We start from the raw sequence: 20,536 nt of genomic DNA, 5'->3' as shown, positions 1-20,536 counted from the left end.
GCGCCGATCCGATGCCGCGGGCCGGTGTTCGTGTGCGCGCCTACCGCGTGCCGGGCCGGCCGAGGCGGGCCAGGACCGCGCGCATCGCGTGGCGCACGGCTTCGCGGGACTCGTCCGTCGGGTCGACGGTCTCGAAGGCGTGGTGGCCGTGCGGCACGTCCACCACCTCCACGTCCGCCCCGCACTCCTTGGCCGCGGCGAGGAACTCCTCGACGGTGGCGGCGATCTCGGGCATCTCCAGTCCGACGCGGGTGAGGACGACGGGCAGGGCACCGGCGTTCGCCACCGCGCGCGCCGGGTGGAACCGGCCGCCGGACAGTCCCCAGTTGGGCAGTGGCGCGAGGACCGGGTAGGTGGCCGCCAGGCAGCGCAGCCACGGCGGCGGCGCGTCCAGCCAGTCGGCCGTGATCGGGCCGCCGCCGGAGAAGAACCACAGCCCGACGCGGTCCGCGTCCACGCGTGGGTCGGCCCGGACCTGTTCCACGGCGGCGGCCACGTCGGCGGCGGCCCGCTCGTAGTCGGACAGGTCGTGCAGTCGGTGGTCGACGACGGCGCCCACCACACCGCCCGCCGCCGCACAGCGCGCGTACCCCGTCAGGGTCGGCCAGTCCCTCGGCGTGGGCCGCGCGTCGGCGGGCACCGGGCCGCCGTGCACGAACAGCACCGCGGGCCGTGGTCCCTCGGCGTCGGGCAGGTGCAGGTCGACGTTTCCGTGCCGCTCCCGCGGGGCTTCGGGGACGTCCAGCAGGAACGGCCGCAGGTGCGGGGGCGGTTCCGTCGCTTCGACGGGCTCCAGCCGGTGCCCCTCGCCGGCCGCGGCCCGCAGCAGCACGTCCGTCAGTTCGGCGGGACGGGAGAGCATCGGCCAGTGCCCGGTGGCCAGTTCGAAGAAGGTCACCCGGGGGTCGACCAGGGCCCGCAGCGCGGGATCGCCGAAGCCCACCAGCATCTGGACCATCTCGATGCTCGTGCCGTTGCCGGTGCACAGCACGCCGGTGGTGGGCACCGAGGCCACCGCACCGGTCAGCCGGAGCGGCTGGAGCAGGGTGCCCGTCGGCTGCGGCGCGGCGAGGGCGGTGAGCCGGTCCAGCGCCGGGCCGGGTACGCCCTCGGTGCTGCCCCACAGGCTCCACTCGTCGTGGGTGGCCGGAGGCGGCAGCACGTCGTCGGCGTCCTCGTCCCCGGCCTTCCCGGCCAGCCGCTCGCGCAGGGACTGGTCGGGCACCGCGGCCAGGGCCGGGGCGCCGTCACTGGGCATGCCCGAGTCCAGGTAGACGATCCGGTCGATGCGCGCGGCCCTCCGGTCGGCGGCGCCCAGCGCCGGGTGGATGCCGTAGTCGTGGCCGACCAGCACGATCTTCCGGTCCGTCGCGTCGATCGAGTCGATCACGGCGAGGACGTCCGCGATGTGGGTCTCCAGGTCGGTGCGGGTCCCCGCCGGGCCGGGCGGGCCGTCGAGCCCGGTCAGGGCGACCGCGTGCGCCTCGGCGCCCTCGGCGGTCAGACGGGCGGTCGTGTCCTCCCAGACGTGTGCGCCGGTGAACATGCCCGACACCAGGATGAAAGCGGTCATGGACTCTCCTCCGTACCTCGCGGTCCGGCCCGGTCACCGGCCCGCGCTCGCCGGTACGGTAGGAACTCCCCCTGAGGGAGGTTCAAGTGATCACGTCGTCCGACGGTCTATGCGGCATCGGGGACCTGGCCGCACAGGCGGGCGTCACCGTGAAGACCGTCCGTTTCTACTCCGACCGGGGCCTGCTGCCGGAGGCCTCCCGCAGCGCCGGCGGGCACCGGCGGTACGGCGCCGACGCGCTGGGCCGGCTGCGCCTGATCCGCTCCCTGCGCGGGCTCGGCCTGTCGGTCCCCGAGGTGCGCCGGGTCCTCGAGGAGGAGGACGCGGCGGGCGGCGGTGGCGGGCAGGAGGGGGGCGCGCTGGAGGACGCGGTCGCCGGGCGGCTGCGCGAACTCGGCTCCGAGATGAGGGCCTTGCGCTGGCGGGAGGCGGCACTGCGCCTGGTCCAGGAGTGTCCGCCCGGGGAACGGGCCGAACGGCTGGACCTGATAGGGGCGGTGTCCATGCCGCCCAGCACGGAGCCGCTGGTCCGGTTCTGGCGGGGCTGGCTGCCGCCGCGGATGCCGGCCCGGTCGGTCCGGGCGTTCCTGGAGGTCGCGGTGCCGCAGCCGCCCGAGGACCCGGCTCCGGCCCAGGTCCTCGCCTTCGCCCACCTCAACGCCCTCACCCTCGCGCCGTGCCCGGGCACCGCGCAGCCCCAGCCCGAGGCGCACCGGGCCGCCGGTGCCCGGGGGGCCGCCGTGCTGTACGCGGGGCTGGCGGAGGCGTACGAGCTGGCGGGTGTCCAGATGCGACGGGGCCGGGACCCGCGGCCCGGGGAGGCGCTGGACAGCTTCGTCGACGCGTACACCAGCGCGTACGGACTCCGGGACAGCCCGGAGTTCCGCCTCGGGCTGGCCGGGCAGCTCGCGGCCGACCCGCGGATCGACCGCTACTGGGACCTGGTGACCGAGGTCGTCACCGAGCCGGGCCGCCGGCCGGAACCGACGCCCGGTTCCGCCCACGACTGGCTGTACGCGGCCCTGGTCGCGCAGACGGGAGCCCCGCCGCTGCCGGCGGTGTGACGTCAGGGCGCGTCGCCCCGCCAGTCGAGGCGGCGGGGGTCGTCCGGCCTCGGCGCGTACGCGGAACGGCCGCCGGGACCGTAGCGGCCTATCTCCGTCGCCAGTGAGACGCCCCGGGCATACTCCTGCTCCGTCAGGTCCGTGATGTCCAGGAGCAGACCGTCCAGCGGACCGCCGACCAGTTGCGCGTAGGCGCGTCCGGGGCGCGGTCCGGGGTCGTCGTGCTCCGCTCCGTAGACCCGGCCCCGCATGAACTCCACCTCATCCATGCCCCGCAGCTTCGCATCCGCCACTGACAACGGCTGAACAGCGGCTCAGAACGGTGGCTCGTCGAACAGCTCCAGCAGGCAGCGGGCCCCCTCCGCCGCGACCTCGGCGCCCGCGGCCCCGGACGCGGGGAAGACCCTGCCGTACGCCCCGGCCCGGTGCAGGGCGCTCAGCCGCCAGGCGAGGGCGAGCGCGCGCCGCAGCTCCCGGGTGGTCCGGCCGGAGCCCGTCCACGGCTCCAGGTAGGCGTCGCGCAGGCGCGGCAGTACGTGCGGGCCGTGCCGCTCGCGGGCACGGCGGGCGGGGACGGCCAGGCTGCAGAAGGGGTGGGAGACGACGGCGTCGCCCCAGTCGAAGACGGTGAACGCGCCCGGCCCGGGGTGGAACAGCTGGCCGTCGTGCAGGTCGGCGTGGTCGAGGGAGTCCGGGACGTCCAGGGCATCGAGTTCGGCGCACCAGTCCAGGAGGCGGGAGCCGAGGCGGCGGAGCCGGTGCCGTTCCTCCGGCTCCAGCGGCGTGTCGTCGAACCGGTCGAAGACGCCGGGCAGGGTGGTGACGGGCGCCCCGGGGACACCGAGCCGTTCGATCTCTCGCGCGTGGGGCGTCAGCGCGCGCTGCAGGGCCGCGTACCGGCGCAGGAGCCCTTCCCACGCTTCGGGGCCGGCGCCCCGGCGGTCGAGTACGTCCCTGAACAGCGGTCCCCCGTCGGGCAGCAGCGACCAGCCGCGGACGGCGTCCACCGCGAGCGGCTCCAGGACTTGCCCCGGTGCCCAGCGGGCCAGCGCCTCGGTCAGCGGGCCCTCGAAGGCACTGGCCGGCGGGTTTGCCTTGAACCAGACCGCGTCGCGCCCCTCGACGGACAGCCGCGCCAGGACGGACCACGGCCGTGACCGCACCCGCCACTCCCCCGTCGGGCGCACGCCCAGGGCGGCGAGCGAGGCCGTCACCCAGTCGAGGACGTCGGCCCGCCAGACGTCGTCGTCCCAGGGCGTCACCGCGTCCTGGAACCGCCCGCGGTCCACGGTCACCGAGATCTCGCCGCGCATCCGGTCATCCCAGCACCGTGCGTCCCGGGCCGCCAGCGCTTTTCGGGCCGCCCGGGAACGAGCGGGTGGCAGAATCCGGCCGTGAGCCGGGCATTGGGCGAGGGATGAGGAGTGAGGCAGTGCACCGTGTGGTGGTCTACGTACGTCCCGGACTGCTGCCGATGGAGCTGGGGATCGTGCACCGTCTGTTCGGGACCGCCGTCGACGACGCCGGCCGGCGACTGTACTCGGTGCTCACGTGCGCGTCCGAGCCCGGCGAGATCGCCACGGACACCGACTTCAGTGTGAACGTCGCGCACGGGCCGGACGTCCTGGAAGGCGCCGACACGGTGGTCGTGCCGGCGGCCGTGGAGGACTACGCGCCCCAGGAGCGCGGGCGGCTCGCCGCACCGGTGCGCGCGGCCCTGGAGCGGATTCCGGCGACGGCCCGGCTGGCGTCCATCTGCACCGGTTCGTTCGTGCTGGCGGCGGCCGGGGTGCTGGCGGGGCGCCGGGCCACGACGCACTGGAAGTCGTGCGCCGAACTGGCCGCGCTCTACCCGGAGGTGGACGTCGATCCGGACGTGCTCTACACGGACGACCGGGGTGTGCTCACCTCGGCCGGTGTCGCCGCCGGGATCGACCTGTGCCTGCACATGATCCGCGACGACCACGGCGCCGAGGTGGCGAACACCGTCGCGCGCGGCACCGTGGTGCCACCGCACCGCGAGGGCGGCCAGGCCCAGTACATCGACCGCCCCATCAGGCAGGCGGACGACTCCACGACGGCCGCCGCCCGCACCTACGCGCTCCAGCGGCTGGGCGAGCCCCTCACCCTGGAGGACCTCGCCCGGCAGTCGGCGATGAGTGTGCGGACCCTCAGCCGGAGGTTCCGGCAGGAGACCGGGGAGACACCGATGCAGTGGCTCGGCCGGCAGCGTCTGGACTACGCCCGGCGGCTGCTGGAGCGCGGCGACGAACCGGTGGACCGCGTCGCCGCCCTCGCCGGCTTCGGCACCGGTACGGCGATGCGCCAGCACTTCCGCGAGGTGCTCGGGGTGTCGCCGCGCGCGTACCGCAACACGTTCCGCGGCGGCGCGTAGGGGCGGCGGTGTCCGGGCCGGCCGGCTCCGGCCGGCCCGGACACCCGCGGATCAGGTCAGGTCGAACCGGTCGAGGTTCATGACCTTGACCCAGGCGGCGACGAAGTCGTGGACGAACTTCTCCTTGGCGTCGTCGCTCGCGTAGACCTCGGCGAGGGCCCGCAGCTCGGAGTTGGAGCCGAAGACCAGGTCGGCGCGGGAGCCGGCCCACTTGACCTCGCCGGTGGCGGCGTCGCGGCCCTCGAACGTGGTCTGGTCCTCGGACGTCGCCTTCCAGGTGATGCCCAGGTCGAGCAGGTTGACGAAGAAGTCGTTGGTGAGTGAGCCGGGCGTCCTGGTGAGGGCACCGAGCTGGGTCTGCTGGTGGTTGGCGCCCAGCACGCGCAGGCCGCCGACCAGGACGGTCATCTCGGGGGCGCTCAGGGTGAGCAGGTTCGCCCGGTCGAGCAGGAGGAACTCGGCCGGCAGGCGGTTGCCCTTGCCGAGGTAGTTGCGGAACCCGTCGGCGGTCGGCTCCAGCGCCTCGAAGGACTCGGCGTCGGTGTGCTCCTCGGTCGCGTCCACGCGGCCCGCGGCGAACGGGACCTCCACCTGGTAGCCGGCTTCCTTGGCGGCCTTCTCGACGGCGGCACAGCCGCCGAGGACGATCAGGTCGGCCAGGGAGACCTTCTTGCCGCCGGCGCCGGAGTTGAACTCCTGCTGGACGCCCTCCAGGACGCGCAGCACCTGGGCCAGCTCGTCGGGCTCGTTGACCTCCCAGCCCCGCTGCGGCTGAAGGCGGATGCGGGCGCCGTTGGCTCCGCCGCGCTTGTCGCTGCCGCGGAAGGTGGACGCCGAGGCCCACGCGGTGGACACCAGCTGCGGGACGGACAGACCGGACTCGAGGAGCTTGGTCTTGAGGGTCTCGATGTCCTCGGCGTCGACGGCCTCTCCCTCGGGCTCGGGCAGCGGGTCCTGCCAGACGAGGGTCTCCTCGGGGACCTCCGGGCCGAGGTACAGGGACTTGGGGCCCATGTCGCGGTGGGTCAGCTTGTACCAGGCGCGGGCGAAGGCGTCCGCGAACTCCTCCGGGTTCTCGTAGAACCGGCGGGAGATCGGCTCGTAGACGGGGTCGTAGCGCAGCGACAGGTCGGTGGTGAGCATCTTCGGGCGGTGCTTCTTCGCCGGGTCGTGCGCGTCGGGGACGATCTCCGGGGCGTCCTTGGCGACCCACTGGTTGGCACCGGCCGGGCTCTGCTCCAGCTCGTACTCGAACTCGAAGAGGTTCTTGAAGAACCCGTTGCCCCACTGGGTCGGGGTGGAGGTCCAGGTGACCTCCAGGCCGGAGGTGATGGCGTCCGCGCCCTTGCCCGTGCCCCAGGTGTTCTTCCAGCCCAGGCCCATCTGGTCCATGGAGGCGGCCTCGGGGTCGTCGCCGACGTGGTCGGCCGGGCCGGCGCCGTGGGTCTTGCCGAAGGTGTGGCCGCCGGCGATCAGCGCGACGGTCTCCTCGTCGTTCATCGCCATGCGGCGGAACGTCTCCCGGATGTCGCGGGCGGCGGCGATCGGGTCCGGGTTGCCGTTGGGGCCCTCGGGGTTGACGTAGATCAGGCCCATCTGGACCGCGCCGAGCGGGTTCTCCAGCTCGCGGTCGCCGGTGTAGCGCTCGTCGTCGAGCCAGGTGGTCTCGGGGCCCCAGTAGACGTCCTCCTCGGCCTCCCACACGTCGGCGCGGCCACCGGCGAAGCCGAAGGTCTCGAAGCCCATCGTCTCCAGGGCGACGTTGCCGGTGAGGACCAGCAGGTCGGCCCAGGAGATGCTCTGGCCGTACTTCTTCTTGACCGGCCACAGCAGGCGGCGCGCCTTGTCGAGGTTGCCGTTGTCCGGCCAGCTGTTGAGCGGGGCGAAGCGCTGCTGGCCGGCGCCCGCGCCGCCGCGGCCGTCGCTGATGCGGTAGGTGCCGGCGCTGTGCCAGGCCATACGGATCATCAGGGGGCCGTAGTTGCCGAAGTCGGCGGGCCACCAGTCCTGTGAGGTGGTCAGCACCTCGGCGATGTCGCGTTTGACGGCCTGGAGGTCGAGCGCCTGGAAGGCCGCCGCGTAGTCGAACTCCTCACCCAGCGGGTTGGCCACGGCGGGGTTCTTGGCGAGGATCTTCAGATTGAGCCGCTCCGGCCACCACTGACGGTTGCCGCCACCCTGGGTGGGGTGCGGGGCACGTCCATGGGCGACCGGGCAGCCGCCCGTCTCCTCCGTCTTCGCGTCGGTGACGATGGCGTCGTGGTTCTCGGACATGGGAATCCTTCCGAACGGGGCGGATCAAGGTGCTGGGGAACTGCCGGTGGTGGAGCAGTCGGGGCACAGGCCCCGGTAGATGACCTCGGCCTCGTCTATCGAGAAGCCGTGGTCGTCGGAGGCGGTCAGGCAAGGCGCCTCGCCGACGGCGCAGTCGACGTCGGCGAGAACGCCGCAGGACCGGCACAGGACGTGGTGGTGGTTGTCGCCCACCCGCCCTTCGAACCGCGCCGGGCCGCCGGGCGGCTGGATGCGGCGCACGAGCCCGGCCGCGGTGAGCGCGTGCAGCGCCTCGTACACGGCCTGGAGGGAGACGTGGCCCACACGGCGGCGCACCCCGGCCGCGATCGCCTCGGCGTCGAGGTGATCGCCCCGCCGGACGGTCTCGAGCAGCGCGGCACGGGCGGCGGTCACTCGCAGACCGGCTCCGCGCAGTTCCGAGGCGACGGCCGGATCCCGGGATGCGGTCATGGCGGTGAACCTACTCCCGCAAACACGAACGACTCAAGGAAACGAACCGATCCATTTCGGTGACCGTCCGGTGCCGGTGTGCCGCCGCCGTGCCCGGCCTGCCGGGTCGGCCCCGGACGATCGTGTAGACAACGTGGGTGGCGGGCACTGGCAGGGAATGCCGTGTCCCGGCGCAACCCGACAACAGGAGTGAGTGATCAGCCCGTGCTGTTGAAGACATTCCGCTGGGCCTTCGCCGTCACCGCCCTCGGTCTGGTCCTGGGAGTGCTCTACGACGGGTGGACCGCCTTCGGCCTCGTGGCGATCCTCGCCGTGCTGGAGATCTCCCTGTCGTTCGACAACGCGGTGATCAACGCCGGGATCCTGAAGAAGATGAGCGCCTTCTGGCAGAAGATCTTCCTCACCGTCGGCATCCTGATCGCCGTCTTCGGCATGCGCCTGGTCTTCCCGGTGGTGATCGTCGCGATCAGCGCCCGGCTGAACCCGTGGTCGGCGGTCCATCTGGCGCTGACGGACAAGCAGCGCTACCAGGAGCTGGTGACGGACGCCCATCCGTCGATCGCCGCCTTCGGTGGCATGTTCCTCCTGATGATTTTCCTGGACTTCGTCCTGGAGGACCGGGAGATCAAGTGGCTGGGGTGGCTGGAGCGCCCGCTGGCCAGGCTCGGCAGGGTCGACATGCTGTCGGTGTGCGTGGCCCTGATCGTGCTGCTGGTCTCCGCGCTCACCTTCGGCGCCCACGCCCACCAGCACGGCGGCACCCACGTCGACAAGGCGGAGACGGTGCTGCTCGCCGGTGTCGGCGGGCTGATCACCTACATGGTCGTCGGCGGCCTGTCCGGCTTCTTCGAGGAGCGGCTCGAACGGGAGGAGGAGCGCGGGCGGGCCGCCGAGGAACGGGCGGCGCGCGGCGGCGGACCCCGCTCGGCCGTGGCCCTGACGGGCAAGGCGGCGTTCTTCATGTTCCTCTACCTGGAGGTCCTGGACGCCTCGTTCTCCTTCGACGGAGTCATCGGCGCCTTCGCCATCACCAACGACATCGTCCTGATGGCCCTCGGCCTCGGCATCGGCGCCATGTACGTCCGGTCCCTGACCGTCTACCTGGTCCGCCAGGGCACCCTCGACGACTACGTCTACCTGGAGCACGGCGCCCACTACGCCATCGGCGCCCTCGCCGTCATCCTCCTGGTGACCATCCAGTACGAGATCAGCGAGATCGTCACGGGCCTCATCGGCGTCGTCCTGATCGGGTCGTCGTTCTGGTCCTCCGTCCGCCGCAACCGGGCACTGGCCGCGGCGTCCTGACCCCGCGTCCGGCCGGGCCGCCGGATCGCCGTACCGCAGGTGGGGAGGCCGAACACGTGCGCTACATTTTGCGCGCTGCATCTCGCATCACCCTGACCACGCTTTGACCACGATCACTCACGATCCCTGACGCTACGGAGCCGGCAACCCCATGAGCGACATCGTCAACGGACTCGGCCGCGCCACTGCCTACGGCGGTCTCGGCCTGGTCCTCCTGGTCCTCGGCATCGTCCTGGTCGACGTGCTGACGCCCGGAAAGCTCGGCCGGCAGATCTGGGAGCAGCGCAACCGCAACGCGGCCATGGTGCTCAGCTCCGCGCTGCTCGGCATCGGCGGCATCGTCTTCACCTCGATCTGGACGACGTACGAGGACTTCGGCAAGGGGCTGGTGTCGACCGCGGCGTTCGGGTTGCTGGGCCTCGTGATGATGGCCGTGGCCTTCCTGGTCGTCGACCTGATCACGCCGGGGCGGCTGGGCGCGACGCTGGTCGAGCCGGAGCCGCACCCGGCGGTGTGGGTGACGGCGTCCTGCAACCTCGCCGTGTCGGCGGTCATATCGGCGTCCATCGCCTGACGCCCCGCCGGGCACCCGGTGTTCAGGAGACGGTGGCGGGCGGCGGGGTCCAGCGGCGGGTGCGGGAGGCCGCGTCCGCGACGCCGTACTCCTTCCTCAGCTGTTCCGGGATCGCGTAGTGCATGACGCGTCCGCGGGTGAGGGTGGACAGTTCGAGGACCGTGGTGAGGTGGCCGAGCCGGTCCAGCGCCCACGCTCCGAAGGGCGAGCGGTCCTCGATCGTCTCCAGCACGCCGAGGAGGTGCGGCGCGGCCTTCACGGCCGTGTCCCAGGCGGTGCGGGGGACCTCCAGCCAGTCGGCGCACGTGTCGCCGACGAGGTAGCGGATCAGCGCGGACACCACCGGGTCGAGGAGGGTGCCCGGGACGACCTCCTCGTACAGGTCGATCAGCTGTCGCGTGAGGTGGGCGCCCTCCTCCGAGGGGCCCATGTGGCGCAGCATGTACAGGTCGAGGAACTCCCGTCCCTCGTCGAGCGTCGTGGGGACGGCCGTCTGGTCGACGCCGAGGATGGCGCCGACCACGCGCCAGGCGTAGAAGTACGCGTCCGCCCCTTCGGCGGACATGTGGATGCCGAGGCGGTGCAGGCTGTCCAGGACGAGCAGGGAGAAGAACATCTGCCCGCCGATCATGTCCTCCTGGCAGATGGGGGTGCCGAGCGCCTCGGTGTCCCAGCGGTCCTCCCGCTTCAGGTGGTGGCGGATGGCGGCGTGCAGCAGACGTACCTTCTGGGCCGCCGGAATGAACCGGCCGCCGGCCTCGAAGGCGTCGGGCTGCATCAGGTGGACGGTGAACTGCCCGGTCTCCGCCATGCGTTTGGAGGGGTAGCTCAGCCCGTGGGTGGCCGACAGCAGTTTGGCCACGTGCGGGACGACGTAGCAGGCGGGCATGGACGCGAACGACAGTGCCGTGGAGATGTGCACGTTGTTGTCGATGAAGAACAGGCGGGCCTTCTCCATCTCGGCCCAGTCCACCCAGTCCGGCGGGGCGCCGGTGGTGCGCAGGTACTCGCGGGCCACGCCGGGGAGGCCGTCGGGCAGTTCCTGGCCGGCGGTGGAGACGTAGCGCATCAGGGAGTTGAACTTGCCGACCTCGCCCCGCTCGAACAGGGTGGCGACGACGGCGTCGGCCAGTTCGTCGCCGCCGCGGCGCAGGGCGTCCATCGACGTCTCGGTGTAGGTCATCGCGGTCTCCTCGTCAGTGGACGCGGTCGGTGGCGTGCCGGGCGAGGTCGCGCAGCGCCCGGCGGGCGTGCGGCGGTGCGCCGGCGGTGTCCAGGGCGCGGGTGGCCTGCTCCACGCGGGTGTGGATCATCTGCTCGACCCGCTGTGGAGCGCCCAGTTCCCGCATGAGGTCGCGTACGTCGTCGAGGTGCGTTTCGTCGAGGTCGCCGCGGCCCAGCACGCCGCGCAGCCGCTCGCGCTGCGGGGCGTCGGCAGCCCGCCAGGTCTCGGCGAGCAGCGCGGTGGGGCGGTGGGCGCGGACGTCGTCCAGGCCCTCCTTGCCGGTGCGCCGCGGGTCGCCGAAGAGGCCGAGCAGGTCGTCGCGCAACTGGAACGCCTCGCCGAGGGGCAGGCCGTAGGCGGAGTAGGCGTCCCGCAGCGCGGGGCCCGCGCCGGCGAGCAGGCCGCCGATGAGCAGGGGGTGCTCGACGGTGTACTTGGCGGTCTTGTACCGGACCACCTTCAGTGAGGTGCCGGTGTCCGGTGGTCCGCCGGTGTGCAGGATCTCCAGGCATTCCCCGGCGACGAGTTCGCGGGCGAGCGCGGCCCACAAAGGCCTTGCCCGGGAGAGACAGGAGGCGGGCAGGCCGCTGGTGGCGAACAGCTCCCCCGCCAGGGCCATCAGGTGATCGCCCACCAGCATGGCCAGGGACCGGGCTGCCGGGCGGACCCGCCGGCGGCCCGACCTGGTCAGCTCGGTCTCCAAAGCCACGTGGGCGGTGGGCAGGCCGTGGCGCAGGGCGCTGTCGTCGATGAGGTCGTCGTGGACGACCGCCGCGGCGTGCACCAGCTCCATCGAGGCCGCCGCCCGCAGCAGGGCGTCGCTGTCGGGCTGTCCGGCCGCCCGCCAGCCCCAGTAGCAGAAGGCCGCGCGCAGCCGCTTGCCGTGCCCGGCCGCGTCGCGGAGCTGCCCGGCCACGGGTGCGAGGGCGTCGTCGATGGCCAGCAGGTGGCGGGACTCCTCGTCCAGGAAGCCGTGCAGCACGCCGTCGACGCGCGCCTTGAAGGCGGCCGGGTCCCAGCGGTCAGTCATCGCCGGCGTCGGCCGCCCGGCGCGCCTTCACGTGCCGCGCGAGCACCTCCAGGTGGGCGGGCGGTACGTGCGTGTACCGGTCCAGGGCCAGCCTGCCCCGGGACCGGATGTCGTGCTCCGCCTCCCGGACCAGGTCGGCGGTGTCCGAGCGGCGCAGGAGTCCGCGTACCGCGCCGACCGCCGAGCCGAGTGTGCTCACCGCCAGGTCGGCGAGTCCGGCCGCCAGCAGCACGGCCCGGTCGTCCCCTCCCGCGCCCCGTCGCTCCGAGTGCGTCATGTTCTCCCCCAGGGATCACGTCGTGGCCGATGCGCCTGGTCAGCGGCGCATCCGGTCCGAGCATGACCCGGCAGTCCGGGCGGAAGATCCGGTTTTCCCCTTTGAGCGACATGGGGAACAGGCGTCGGAGGGGGCACGAGTCATGCGTCGCGGTCGACACTCCACCGGGGCAGTTGCTCGAAGAACGCGACCGCTTCCTCGCGCCACCGCGGGCGCCAGCCGGCCGCCACCTGTGACGCCTGCTCGGCGTGGCGCCGCATGTCCGCCCGCAGGCGGGCGGCCACGCCGTGGCGCTCGCCGATCTCACGGATCGCGGCAACGGTCTCCTCGGCACAGTCCCGGTCGCCGAGAGCCCGCTCCACAAGCGCGCGCTCCGAGCCGCCCACGGTGGTGAGCAGGCGGGCGACCGTGTAGCTGCGCCTCCCCTCGCGGATGTCGGTCCCCGTCGGCTTGCCCATGGCGGCAAAGTCGCCGAACAGGTCGAGGTAGTCGTCGCGCATCTGGCCGCAGATGCCGACCAGCCGTGCGTAGTGGCGCAGTTCCGTCTCGTGGGGGCCCGGTTGTTCACCGGCCGCGAGGAGGCCCAGGCGCAGGGGCGCGAGGACCGAGTAGCGGGCCGACTTGTGGTCGGCGACGTCGTGGAGGACTTCGTCGTCGGGGGCTCCGGACACGAAGTCGCGCTCCAGGTCGGCGATCTGGCCCACGAAGGTGTCGGCCGCGGCCCGGGTCTGCACCTCGGTCATCGCCTGCCGCAGTTCGACCGGGAGCCCGGCGTCCAGGAGTACCCGCAGGGAGAGGGCGAGCGCCAGGTCGCCGGCGAGGACGGTGAGTCCGAGTGCGGCCCGCGGGTGGCCGGGGAACCTGTCGAGGTAGGCGTGGTACGTGGTGGGCCCGCCCCTGCGGGTGGCGCTGTCGTCGATGAGGTCGTCGTGCACGAGACCGTGCGTCTGCAGCAGCTCGATGCTCAGCGCGGCGGCGTCCAGCGCCTCGGCCGGCGCGTCGTCACGCACCAGGCGCGCCGCCTCGTGCAGCAGGGCGACCCGCATCCGTTTGCCTCCCCGCAGGGAGAGGTCGCGCAGCAACGCGAGGCAGTCCGGGGTGAAGCGGCTGAACGCCGGGGCGTCCAGCGTCGCGTCGAGGGTGTCGAAGTACTCGGCGAAGACCCGGTCGAAGCGGCGCCCGTACCGGGCGACGCGGTCGCGCGGCTGCTCGGTCATGGCGGAGTCCTCCTGAAGGCCTGGCGGGTGACACCCCGACAGTCTCCCAGAGGGCTGGCCGTCGGCCGACGCTGGGCATGAACCGGGCAGAACAGGATCAAAAGGCATTCAAGTTGAAGGAACCGTGGACAGAGCTCCATTCTTTCTCCATGTCTGTCACGTCTGCCGCTCCCGCCTCCTCCTCCGTGTTCGACCATCCCCACGAATGGGCCCTGGTCGACGTGGAGACCTCCGGTCTGGTCCCCCGTCGTGACCGGGTGCTGTCCCTGGCCGTCGTGACGCTCGGCCCGGACGGCGAGCAGACCGGTGAGTACTCGACTCTGCTCGACCCCGGCTGCGACCCGGGCCCGGTGCACGTGCACGGACTGACGGCACAGCGGCTGCGCGGGGCGCCGGTCTTCGAGCAGGTGGCCGAGCGCGTCGCCGCGCTGCTGGAAGGCCGGGTCCTGGTCGCCCACAACGCCCAGTTCGACTACGACTTCCTCGCCCACGAGTTCGCACGGGCGGGGCTGCGGCTGCCCGTCGCCCGGCGACTGTGCACCTTGGCCCTGAACCGCCGCGTGGACCCGCCGACCGACGACCTGACGCTCAGCACCCTCGCGGCCCACTACGGCGTCCTTCAGACGCGGGCGCACGACGCACTCGACGACACGCGGGTGCTGGCGGGCGTGCTGCGGGCCTCGCTGCGTGAGGCGGCGCGCCTGGACCTGCCGCTGCCCCTGGTGGCCTGCCCGCCCCGGCAGGACCCCCGGTTCGCGCCGAAGCCGCCGAAGACACCGTGCGCCTTCCGCAATCCGGGACGGCTAGCCGAGGGCGGGCCGCTGGTGCAGGGCATGAAGATCGCCGTGACCGGGGAGACCGGGACCTCGCGGGCGGACCTGCTGCTGCGGGGCGCGGCGGCGGGGCTGAACATGATGACATCGGTCAGCCGGCACACCAGCGCCCTGGTCACCAACGACTCCTCGGCCGGTTCCGCCAAGGCCCGGCGCGCACGCGCCGAGGGTGTCCCGCTCATCAACGAGGAGACCTTCCTGCGGCTGCTCGGCGACGTCCGGGGCGGCGTCCCGCACGAGGGAGGGGAGCCCGGGGCCGACGCCGTCTCCCCGGCGTTGCCCGCCGTCCCGGCCCCGCGCGCGCCGGGGACTCCCGACGCCGTGGAGAGCACCGCACCGGAAACCGGGCCCGCCGCACCGGAAACCGGGCCCGCCGCGCCCGACGCCCGGACGCAGCCGGCCTCGTCGGCCGAGGCACCGAAACCCGCTCGGCGCGCCCGCCCGCGCGGCCCGCTGACCGGCCGGCGCGTCCTGGTGCTCGGTGGCACTCACCCCGAGGCGGTGGCCGCCCGTACCCGTGTCGTCGAACTGGGCGGCGCCGCGGCCGTCAATCTGTCCGCCGGCGTCACCGACGTGGTGGTCCTGGACGGCGGAGAGACCGACCGCCGGCTGCCCCGGATCAGGGCGCTGCTCCTGCCCACCCACGACGCCGCGTGGCTGGTGGCGCCGGTCGTCACGGACGCGTCACGCGCCGACGGCCGCCGCGCGGCGGCGCACGTGCTGCCGCGCGGCGGTGTCGTCGACCTGCCCCTGCAGGGCGGGCGGGGGCCCGCCCACCGCTGGACGGTCACCGCGTCCTGGGCGCAGCAGACCGCCTGCGACATCGACGTGGTCGCGTTCGTGCTGGACGAGGACGAGCAGGTCTCGTTCGACGAGGACTTCGTCTTCTACGGCGCCCCGGAGAACCCGGGCGGGACGGTGCGGCTGCTGAGCGACGGCCCCACCGAGCAGACGATCAGCGTGGACCTCGCGACGCTGCCGCCGTCGGCCCGCAAGGTGGTCGTGGCCGCCGCCGTCGACGGCTCCCCGGCTTTCGGCGACGTCGGCGCCCTGCACATCGTCTCCGGGCCGGGCACCGGAGCGGCGGCCCTGGTGCAGGCGACGCTGGACGCCGCGACCACGGAACGCACCATGCTGCTCGCCGAGATCTACCGGCGCGAGCAGAGCTGGCGGCTGCGGGCCGTCGGCCAGGGCTACGACCACGGTCTGGAGGCCCTGGCGCGGGGCTACGGCGTCGATGTCGCCGACTGACCGCACGCCGACACGGCACGGCCCGGCCCCCGGGGCACGCGGGGGCCGGGCCGTGGTGCGCGGATCCGCGGCGCGGACCCTGGTCAGCGTTCCTCGCGGAACGTGACGTGCTCCCCCGCCACCGGGTCGTACTTGCGCAGGACGAGCCGGTCGGGGTCGTTGAGGCGGTTCTTGCGGGTGACGTAGGTGACGCCGGTCCCGGCGGTCGACTTCAGCTTGACGACCGGGCGTGCGGTGCTGCGGGCCATGGTGCTCCTTCCGACCGCCACGCGGGCTGCCGTTCTGTCCCGCGCATGTCAGTCAGGGCTGTCAACGCCGGCGCCCGGCCGCGCATTCCCCGGGGCCGTCCCGGTCAGCAGCTCTGCCACAGCCGGGTCATCACCCGCACGCCGAAGCGCAGTCCCTCCAGCGGCACGCGTTCGTCGACGCCGTGGAAGAGGCGGCCGTAGTCGAGGTCGTGCGGGAGCTTGAGGCCCTTGAAGCCGAAGCAGCGGATGTCCAGCTTGGTGAAGGCCTTCGCGTCGGTGCCGCCCGGGTTGCAGTACGGCACGGGGTGGCCGTCGGGGTCCTCGGCGCGCACGGCCGCGCACATGGCGTCGACGAGGGGGCCGTCGAAGGTGGTCTCCATGGCGATGTCGTGGTTGACCCACTCCCGGGAGACCGAGGGCAGGAGCAGCGCGTCGACGGTGTCGACCAGCTCCTGCTCGTGGCCGGGCAGGAACCGGCCGTCGACGCGGGCGGTGGCCCGGCCCGGGATGACGTTGGTCTGGTAGCCGGCCGTGAACATGGTGGGGTTGGCCGAGTTGCGCAGCACGACCTGCATGAAGTCGGCCACGTGGCCCAGCTTGGCCAGTTCGGCGTCCAGGTCCTCCGCGTCGAGGTCGAGGTCGACGCCCTGGAGGCGGGCGGCCTCGGTGAGCAGGGCGCGGACCGGTTCGATCAGGCGGACGGGGAAGGTGTGGCGGCCGATGCGGGTGAGGGACTCGGCGAGGTCGGTGACGGCGTTGTCGTCGTTCGGGGAGGAGCCGTGCCCGGCGCGGCCCGACGCGGTCAGTTCCATCCAGGCCATGCCGCGCTGGGCGTTCTCGATCGGGTAGAGGCGCCGGGTGTCGTCCAGGGCGTAGCTGAAGCCGCCTCCCTCGCCGATCGCCTCGGTGACGCCGGCGAACAGCTCGGGCCGGTGCTCGACCAGCCAGTGGGCGCCGAACCTGCCGCCGGCCTCCTCGTCGGCGAGGAAGGCGAGGACGATGTCGCGGGCGGGCCGGGCGCCGGTGCGGGCGAAGTGGCGGGCGGTGGCCAGCATGACGGCCACCGTGTCCTTCATGTCGATGGCGCCGCGGCCCCACAGGTACCCGTCTCGGATCTCGCCGGAGAACGGCGGCACCTGCCACTCGGCCGCGTCCGCCGGTACGACGTCCAGGTGGCCGTGGACCAGCAGGGCGCCCCGGGCGGGGTCGGCGCCGGGGATGCGGGCGACGACGTTGGCGCGGCCCGGGGCGCTCTCCACCAGCTCGGAGGTGATGCCCGCCTCCGCGAGCCGGGCCACGACCCAGTCGGCGCAGGCGCGCTCGTCGCTGGTGGGATTGGACGTGTCGAAGCGGATCAGCTCCGCGCACAGTTCGACGACCTCGCGCTGCGCCTCCTCGGACGCGGAGGCCGGGGCGGGGGCGGGGGCGGGGGTGGTGCTCATGGTGCTCCTACGGGGGCCGTGCCGGGCGCGGCCGGGATGCGGTCGGCGGTTTCGTCGTCGTCGAGGGTGGTGGTGCCGTACGTCCTGATCCAGCCGGCCAGGCCGAGGACGCTGTAGAGGACGAACGCGGTCAGCAGGGAGTTCAGGGCGGGGATGCCGCCGTCGTAGAACTTGCCGACGCAGAAGGCGAGGGCCCAGATGACCAGGGACATCGGCACCCAGGTCGGCGAGGTGGCGGGCAGGGTCTGCGCGTCGCGCGTGGCGTCCAGGGGTGCGCGCATGCGGCGGACCACCCAGTACTCGGCGACGATGATGCCGCCCACCGGCGGGATGGCGACGCCCAGCACGGACAGGAAGTCGGTGAAGTGGGTCATCATGCCGACGGCGGACAGCAGGGTGCCCGCGATGCCGAGGACGATGGTGACCGCGCCGCGGTGCACGCGCTTCTTGAAGACGACCTGGAAGAAGTTGACGACGCCGAGCGAGGAGCCGTACAGGTTCCAGTCGTTGATCTTCGCGGTGGACATCAGGACGACGAGCACGCCGAAGACGCCGGAGGTGGACAGCACGATCTGGGAGACCTGGCCGCTGCCGACCATGTGGCCGAGGAGCACTCCGGTCATGCCGACGATGTACTCGGAGAGGATCATCGACGAGGCGCTCTGCAGGAAGACGTGGCTGCCCTTGCGGTTGTAGCGGGTCATCTCCGGGGAGACGATCGCGCCGGTCATGAAGCCGCCCGCGATGGCGGTCGCGGCGACCGCGAGGGGGATGGTCTCGCCGGGGGCCGGGGAGTTGATCAGCTCGGTCAGCGAGTGGTCGCTCAGCGCGTCGGTGACCGACCAGGCGACCATCGCGAAGAACAGCGGGGTGACGATCTTCGCGAAGACGGCCATGTACCGGAAGCCGAAGATCACCAGGACGGTGATGCCGAGGCCGGCGGCCACGCACCACAGCCAGGAGGGCCCGCCGACGAGCGCCGACACGCTGTCGCCGAAGATCGTGTTCTGTACGCCGAACCAGCCGACGAGGCTGACCGAGATGACCAGGCTGACCAGCGCCGAGCCGTTGCGGCCGAAGCCGGCCCAGCGGGTGAGCAGCGGGGTCGCCAGGCCCTCGCGCATGCCGGCCAGGCCGATCGCGAAGATGACGACCTCGAGGATCACCGCGCCGAGGGTGAACGCCAGGAACGCGTCGCCGAAGGACATGCCGACGCCGATGGTGGCGCCGAGGGTGAACTGCGAGATGGAGCCCGACTGCGCGAGCCACTGGAGCAGCATCGTCCAGAAGCCGAGCCGCTTGTCGCGCGGGACCCTGGACAGGGCGTAGTCGTCGCTGCCCACGGACTTGGTGCCGCCCGCCCCGGGGGCGGTGCTGTCGTTCGCGGCCATGATCACGACTCCCCGGGTTCGCGGCCGAAGGTCTGCAGGTGGGTCAGGGAGCCGTAACGGGACACGAGCGCGTCGAACTCCTGGTCGTCGTGGAAGTCGAGGCGTCCGCCGCCGTAGGCCTTGGCGGTCTCGACGGCGAACCGGGCGGCCGCCGCGATGTCGGTCTCGTGGCTGGCGCCCGTCTGGCAGCCGGGCACCGCCGCCGCGGAGGTGACGGCGAGGCCGACGACCGGGGCGGCCGTCGCCGTGGCCGGCTGCAGGATCGAATTGATGTGGTGTACACCGTTACCGTACGGGGTGATGTCCTGGGTGGTCACCGGGTACGTGACCAACGGCTCACCGGTCACCACGGCCAGCAGTTCCCCCAGCTGCTCGCTCACCTTGAGCACCCAGCCCTCCTTGACGGTGGGCGACAGGGCGAGGCCCTTGTGGTTGATGATCCGGTTGCCCTTGGTGGTGTCGATCGAGAGCACCGCCTCCATCTCGCCGGTGACCTCGTGCCGGTTCATGGTCGCGATGTCGACGGGCGAGTCCATGAAGGGCACCGGGTCGTGCGGCGCGGTCGGTGCGTCGGGACAGATGTGGGTGGCGACGATCACGTCGCCGTCGAGCACGTCCCCTCGGCGGCGCATGTCGAGCAGCTTGGCGGCGGTGGCGAGCGCGGCGACGGCGCCGTCGGCGTCGGACACCAGGCCGGTCGTCTCCGGGCGGGCCCCGATGCCGCCGAGGCGTCCGACCACGCCGAGGGTGCGCGCCAGGCCGCCGGCGGTACGGCCGGTGCGGCCCGGGATGCGGACGAGCACGAAGTCCGTCGAGCCGCGCTCGCCGGTGACGGTGGTGACCTCGGCTCCGGAGCCCTCGGGCCCGGCCACGGAGTCGAGGTGGGCGGCGACGCGCTTGCCGTCGACGTCGGGATCGTCCAGCAGGTCCACGAGGTCCAGGACGTACTTCAACATGGGCAGTTCTCCTGATCCGCACCTGGGGCGGTGCTGACAGCAGATTCCGGATCGATTAACGTTCTCCGCAACTGTTTCCCGCTATCTGCAATCCCGGTCTGAATGGTGAGATGTGTGGGGAACGGCGATCGCACCAGTGCCCGCTCGACGAGGAGAGCCGCCATGACCGACCGGCCCGTCCAGCCCTCGGACCGCAAGACGCCGGCCGGAGCGCTGCAGACCGTCGACCGCGCCCTCCTGGTGCTGCTCGCCTTCGAGCGCAGCCGGCCCGACTGGGGCGTGACGGAGATCGCCGGTGAGTTCGGCTGGGACACCTCGGTCGCCCAGCGCCTGCTGTCCACGCTCGCGGGCCGCGGCTTCCTGGTCTCCGACCCGGCGACGCGCCGCTATCGCATCGGCCCGGCCGCCCTGCGCCTGGGCCGTCTCTGGGAGCGCTCGGGCTCCCTGGAACTGCTCGCCGAACCGGTCCTCCAGGACCTGCGCGCGGCGACCGGCGACACCGTCCTGTTCTGCCTGCCCGACAGCTTCCACATGCGCTGCGTGGCGGCCGTCGAGGGCGAGGAGGGGCCGCTGCGCTACTACCCGCTGGTCGGCGAGCTGTACCCGGCGCACGCGGGCGCCACCAGCAAGTCGTACTACGCCTTCCTGCCCGACGACCAGCGGCACCGGCTGTTCCGCGGCCGTCCCATGGCACGCTTCACCGAGCGCACGGTCACCGACCCCGACCAGCTGGAGCAGGAGTTCCGCCGGGTGCGCGCCCAGGGGTACGCCTGGACCGTGGGCGAGTACGACGCCGGCATCGGCACGGTCGCCGTGCCGGTGTTCCTCGGCTCCGAGCCCTACGGCAGCCTCAGCCTCGGTGCCGCCAAGGAGCGCTTCCCCGAGGGGCCCGAGGACCGCCTGGAGGTGCTGCGCCGCGCCGCCCGGCTGCTGGAGCGGCGCCTGACGCACCCGCCGCAGCACCAGCGCCGCCCGCGCCCCTCCCGTACCGCCTGAACCGTCACCGCATC

The 20,536-nt window shown here is 72.9% G+C and carries 19 protein-coding genes; 6 read left to right on the top strand and 13 right to left on the bottom strand.

Annotated features, from left to right (window positions below):
* Positions 1 to 40: 40 nt before the first annotated feature.
* The gene (locus AMK11_RS14365; protein WP_073726935.1) at positions 41 to 1,573 is read right to left on the bottom strand and encodes an alpha/beta fold hydrolase; all 1,533 of its coding nucleotides are present in this window, start codon (positions 1,571 to 1,573) and stop codon (positions 41 to 43) included.
* A gap of 86 nt (positions 1,574 to 1,659) precedes the next feature.
* Between AMK11_RS14365 and AMK11_RS14360 the strand changes: the two genes are divergently transcribed.
* Complete coding sequence (locus AMK11_RS14360; RefSeq protein ID WP_073726933.1) at positions 1,660 to 2,637, top strand: MerR family transcriptional regulator; 978 nt, start codon at positions 1,660 to 1,662, stop codon at positions 2,635 to 2,637.
* A 2-nt stretch (positions 2,638 to 2,639) separates the two neighbouring features.
* Here the strand turns inward: AMK11_RS14360 and AMK11_RS14355 are convergent, their stop codons facing one another.
* Both AMK11_RS14355 and AMK11_RS14350 read right to left on the bottom strand, forming a co-directional pair.
* Positions 2,640 to 2,906 (bottom strand): hypothetical protein, encoded by a 267-nt coding sequence (locus AMK11_RS14355; RefSeq protein ID WP_073727884.1) that lies wholly within the window; start codon positions 2,904 to 2,906, stop codon positions 2,640 to 2,642.
* Positions 2,907 to 2,951: 45 nt separating this feature from the next.
* Positions 2,952 to 3,950 (bottom strand): phosphotransferase, encoded by a 999-nt coding sequence (locus tag AMK11_RS14350; RefSeq protein WP_073726931.1) that lies wholly within the window; start codon positions 3,948 to 3,950, stop codon positions 2,952 to 2,954.
* A gap of 119 nt (positions 3,951 to 4,069) precedes the next feature.
* Here AMK11_RS14350 and AMK11_RS14345 point away from each other — a divergent pair, with 119 nt between their 5' ends.
* The gene (locus AMK11_RS14345) at positions 4,070 to 5,032 is read left to right on the top strand and encodes a GlxA family transcriptional regulator (protein WP_241846967.1); all 963 of its coding nucleotides are present in this window, start codon (positions 4,070 to 4,072) and stop codon (positions 5,030 to 5,032) included.
* A gap of 51 nt (positions 5,033 to 5,083) precedes the next feature.
* Here AMK11_RS14345 and katG read toward each other — a convergent pair whose 3' ends face one another.
* Positions 5,084 to 7,306 (bottom strand): catalase/peroxidase HPI, encoded by a 2,223-nt coding sequence (katG, locus tag AMK11_RS14340; protein WP_073726927.1) that lies wholly within the window; start codon positions 7,304 to 7,306, stop codon positions 5,084 to 5,086.
* A gap of 24 nt (positions 7,307 to 7,330) precedes the next feature.
* Complete coding sequence (locus tag AMK11_RS14335) at positions 7,331 to 7,777, bottom strand: Fur family transcriptional regulator (RefSeq protein ID WP_073726925.1); 447 nt, start codon at positions 7,775 to 7,777, stop codon at positions 7,331 to 7,333.
* A 204-nt stretch (positions 7,778 to 7,981) separates the two neighbouring features.
* Between AMK11_RS14335 and AMK11_RS14330 the strand changes: the two genes are divergently transcribed.
* Positions 7,982 to 9,082 (top strand): DUF475 domain-containing protein, encoded by a 1,101-nt coding sequence (locus AMK11_RS14330; protein ID WP_073726923.1) that lies wholly within the window; start codon positions 7,982 to 7,984, stop codon positions 9,080 to 9,082.
* A gap of 151 nt (positions 9,083 to 9,233) precedes the next feature.
* Positions 9,234 to 9,656: a DUF350 domain-containing protein gene (locus AMK11_RS14325; RefSeq protein ID WP_055421381.1), complete on the top strand. Its 423-nt coding sequence runs from the start codon at positions 9,234 to 9,236 to the stop codon at positions 9,654 to 9,656.
* A 22-nt stretch (positions 9,657 to 9,678) separates the two neighbouring features.
* On the opposite strand, the gene AMK11_RS14320 is transcribed toward AMK11_RS14325, so the two are convergent.
* From AMK11_RS14320 to AMK11_RS14305, 4 genes are all read right to left on the bottom strand, one after another.
* Positions 9,679 to 10,839 (bottom strand): oxygenase MpaB family protein, encoded by a 1,161-nt coding sequence (locus AMK11_RS14320; RefSeq protein ID WP_073726921.1) that lies wholly within the window; start codon positions 10,837 to 10,839, stop codon positions 9,679 to 9,681.
* Between the two features lie 13 nt (positions 10,840 to 10,852).
* Positions 10,853 to 11,911, bottom strand: a complete 1,059-nt coding sequence (locus tag AMK11_RS14315; RefSeq protein WP_073726919.1) for a polyprenyl synthetase family protein — start codon at positions 11,909 to 11,911, stop codon at positions 10,853 to 10,855.
* Positions 11,904 to 12,188 carry a polyprenyl synthetase gene (locus AMK11_RS14310; protein WP_073726917.1) on the bottom strand — a complete coding sequence of 95 codons (285 nt, stop codon included), beginning with the start codon at positions 12,186 to 12,188 and terminating at the stop codon, positions 11,904 to 11,906. The genes AMK11_RS14315 and AMK11_RS14310 overlap by 8 nt, the downstream gene beginning before the upstream one ends.
* Before the next feature lie 140 nt (positions 12,189 to 12,328).
* A complete protein-coding gene (locus AMK11_RS14305; protein WP_073726915.1) occupies positions 12,329 to 13,405 on the bottom strand; it encodes a polyprenyl synthetase family protein in 1,077 nt (358 codons plus the stop codon).
* A 149-nt stretch (positions 13,406 to 13,554) separates the two neighbouring features.
* On the opposite strand from AMK11_RS14305, the gene AMK11_RS14300 reads away from it, so the two are divergent.
* Positions 13,555 to 15,489: a TerD family protein gene (locus tag AMK11_RS14300; protein ID WP_073726913.1), complete on the top strand. Its 1,935-nt coding sequence runs from the start codon at positions 13,555 to 13,557 to the stop codon at positions 15,487 to 15,489.
* Between the two features lie 83 nt (positions 15,490 to 15,572).
* Here the strand turns inward: AMK11_RS14300 and rpmG are convergent, their stop codons facing one another.
* The 4 genes from rpmG to AMK11_RS14280 form a co-directional block, all read right to left on the bottom strand.
* Positions 15,573 to 15,737 (bottom strand): 50S ribosomal protein L33, encoded by a 165-nt coding sequence (rpmG, locus tag AMK11_RS14295; RefSeq protein ID WP_073726911.1) that lies wholly within the window; start codon positions 15,735 to 15,737, stop codon positions 15,573 to 15,575.
* A gap of 104 nt (positions 15,738 to 15,841) precedes the next feature.
* Positions 15,842 to 17,179: a M20/M25/M40 family metallo-hydrolase gene (locus tag AMK11_RS14290; protein ID WP_073726909.1), complete on the bottom strand. Its 1,338-nt coding sequence runs from the start codon at positions 17,177 to 17,179 to the stop codon at positions 15,842 to 15,844.
* Entirely contained in the window at positions 17,176 to 18,570 is a 1,395-nt protein-coding gene (locus tag AMK11_RS14285; RefSeq protein ID WP_073726907.1) for a cytosine permease, read from the bottom strand. The genes AMK11_RS14290 and AMK11_RS14285 overlap by 4 nt, the downstream gene beginning before the upstream one ends.
* A 2-nt stretch (positions 18,571 to 18,572) precedes the next feature.
* The gene (locus tag AMK11_RS14280) at positions 18,573 to 19,526 is read right to left on the bottom strand and encodes a DUF1177 domain-containing protein (RefSeq protein ID WP_073726905.1); all 954 of its coding nucleotides are present in this window, start codon (positions 19,524 to 19,526) and stop codon (positions 18,573 to 18,575) included.
* Between the two features lie 162 nt (positions 19,527 to 19,688).
* On the opposite strand from AMK11_RS14280, the gene AMK11_RS14275 reads away from it, so the two are divergent.
* Positions 19,689 to 20,522 carry an IclR family transcriptional regulator gene (locus AMK11_RS14275; RefSeq protein WP_073726903.1) on the top strand — a complete coding sequence of 278 codons (834 nt, stop codon included), beginning with the start codon at positions 19,689 to 19,691 and terminating at the stop codon, positions 20,520 to 20,522.
* The last annotated feature ends 14 nt before the right edge of the window (positions 20,523 to 20,536 follow it).

This window comes from Streptomyces sp. CB02414, from assembly GCF_001905385.1.
In the GTDB taxonomy this organism is placed as follows: Bacteria; Actinomycetota; Actinomycetes; order Streptomycetales; family Streptomycetaceae; genus Streptomyces.
Note: the sequence above shows the minus strand (reverse complement) of the source record. Positions and strands in the feature narration are given on the sequence as shown.

Coding starts and splice junctions, on each gene's coding strand:
- AMK11_RS14325 (WP_055421381.1), top strand. CDS start 9,234: ATGAGCGACATCGTCAACGGACTCGGCCGCGCCACTGCCTACGGCGGT.
- AMK11_RS14305 (WP_073726915.1), bottom strand. CDS start 13,405: ATGACCGAGCAGCCGCGCGACCGCGTCGCCCGGTACGGGCGCCGCTTC.
- AMK11_RS14320 (WP_073726921.1), bottom strand. CDS start 10,839: ATGACCTACACCGAGACGTCGATGGACGCCCTGCGCCGCGGCGGCGAC.
- AMK11_RS14285 (WP_073726907.1), bottom strand. CDS start 18,570: ATGGCCGCGAACGACAGCACCGCCCCCGGGGCGGGCGGCACCAAGTCC.
- AMK11_RS14315 (WP_073726919.1), bottom strand. CDS start 11,911: ATGACTGACCGCTGGGACCCGGCCGCCTTCAAGGCGCGCGTCGACGGC.
- AMK11_RS14365 (WP_073726935.1), bottom strand. CDS start 1,573: ATGACCGCTTTCATCCTGGTGTCGGGCATGTTCACCGGCGCACACGTC.
- katG (WP_073726927.1), bottom strand. CDS start 7,306: ATGTCCGAGAACCACGACGCCATCGTCACCGACGCGAAGACGGAGGAG.
- rpmG (WP_073726911.1), bottom strand. CDS start 15,737: ATGGCCCGCAGCACCGCACGCCCGGTCGTCAAGCTGAAGTCGACCGCC.
- AMK11_RS14350 (WP_073726931.1), bottom strand. CDS start 3,950: ATGCGCGGCGAGATCTCGGTGACCGTGGACCGCGGGCGGTTCCAGGAC.
- AMK11_RS14280 (WP_073726905.1), bottom strand. CDS start 19,526: ATGTTGAAGTACGTCCTGGACCTCGTGGACCTGCTGGACGATCCCGAC.
- AMK11_RS14335 (WP_073726925.1), bottom strand. CDS start 7,777: ATGACCGCATCCCGGGATCCGGCCGTCGCCTCGGAACTGCGCGGAGCC.
- AMK11_RS14275 (WP_073726903.1), top strand. CDS start 19,689: ATGACCGACCGGCCCGTCCAGCCCTCGGACCGCAAGACGCCGGCCGGA.
- AMK11_RS14355 (WP_073727884.1), bottom strand. CDS start 2,906: ATGGATGAGGTGGAGTTCATGCGGGGCCGGGTCTACGGAGCGGAGCAC.
- AMK11_RS14310 (WP_073726917.1), bottom strand. CDS start 12,188: ATGACGCACTCGGAGCGACGGGGCGCGGGAGGGGACGACCGGGCCGTG.
- AMK11_RS14300 (WP_073726913.1), top strand. CDS start 13,555: ATGTCTGTCACGTCTGCCGCTCCCGCCTCCTCCTCCGTGTTCGACCAT.
- AMK11_RS14290 (WP_073726909.1), bottom strand. CDS start 17,179: ATGAGCACCACCCCCGCCCCCGCCCCCGCCCCGGCCTCCGCGTCCGAG.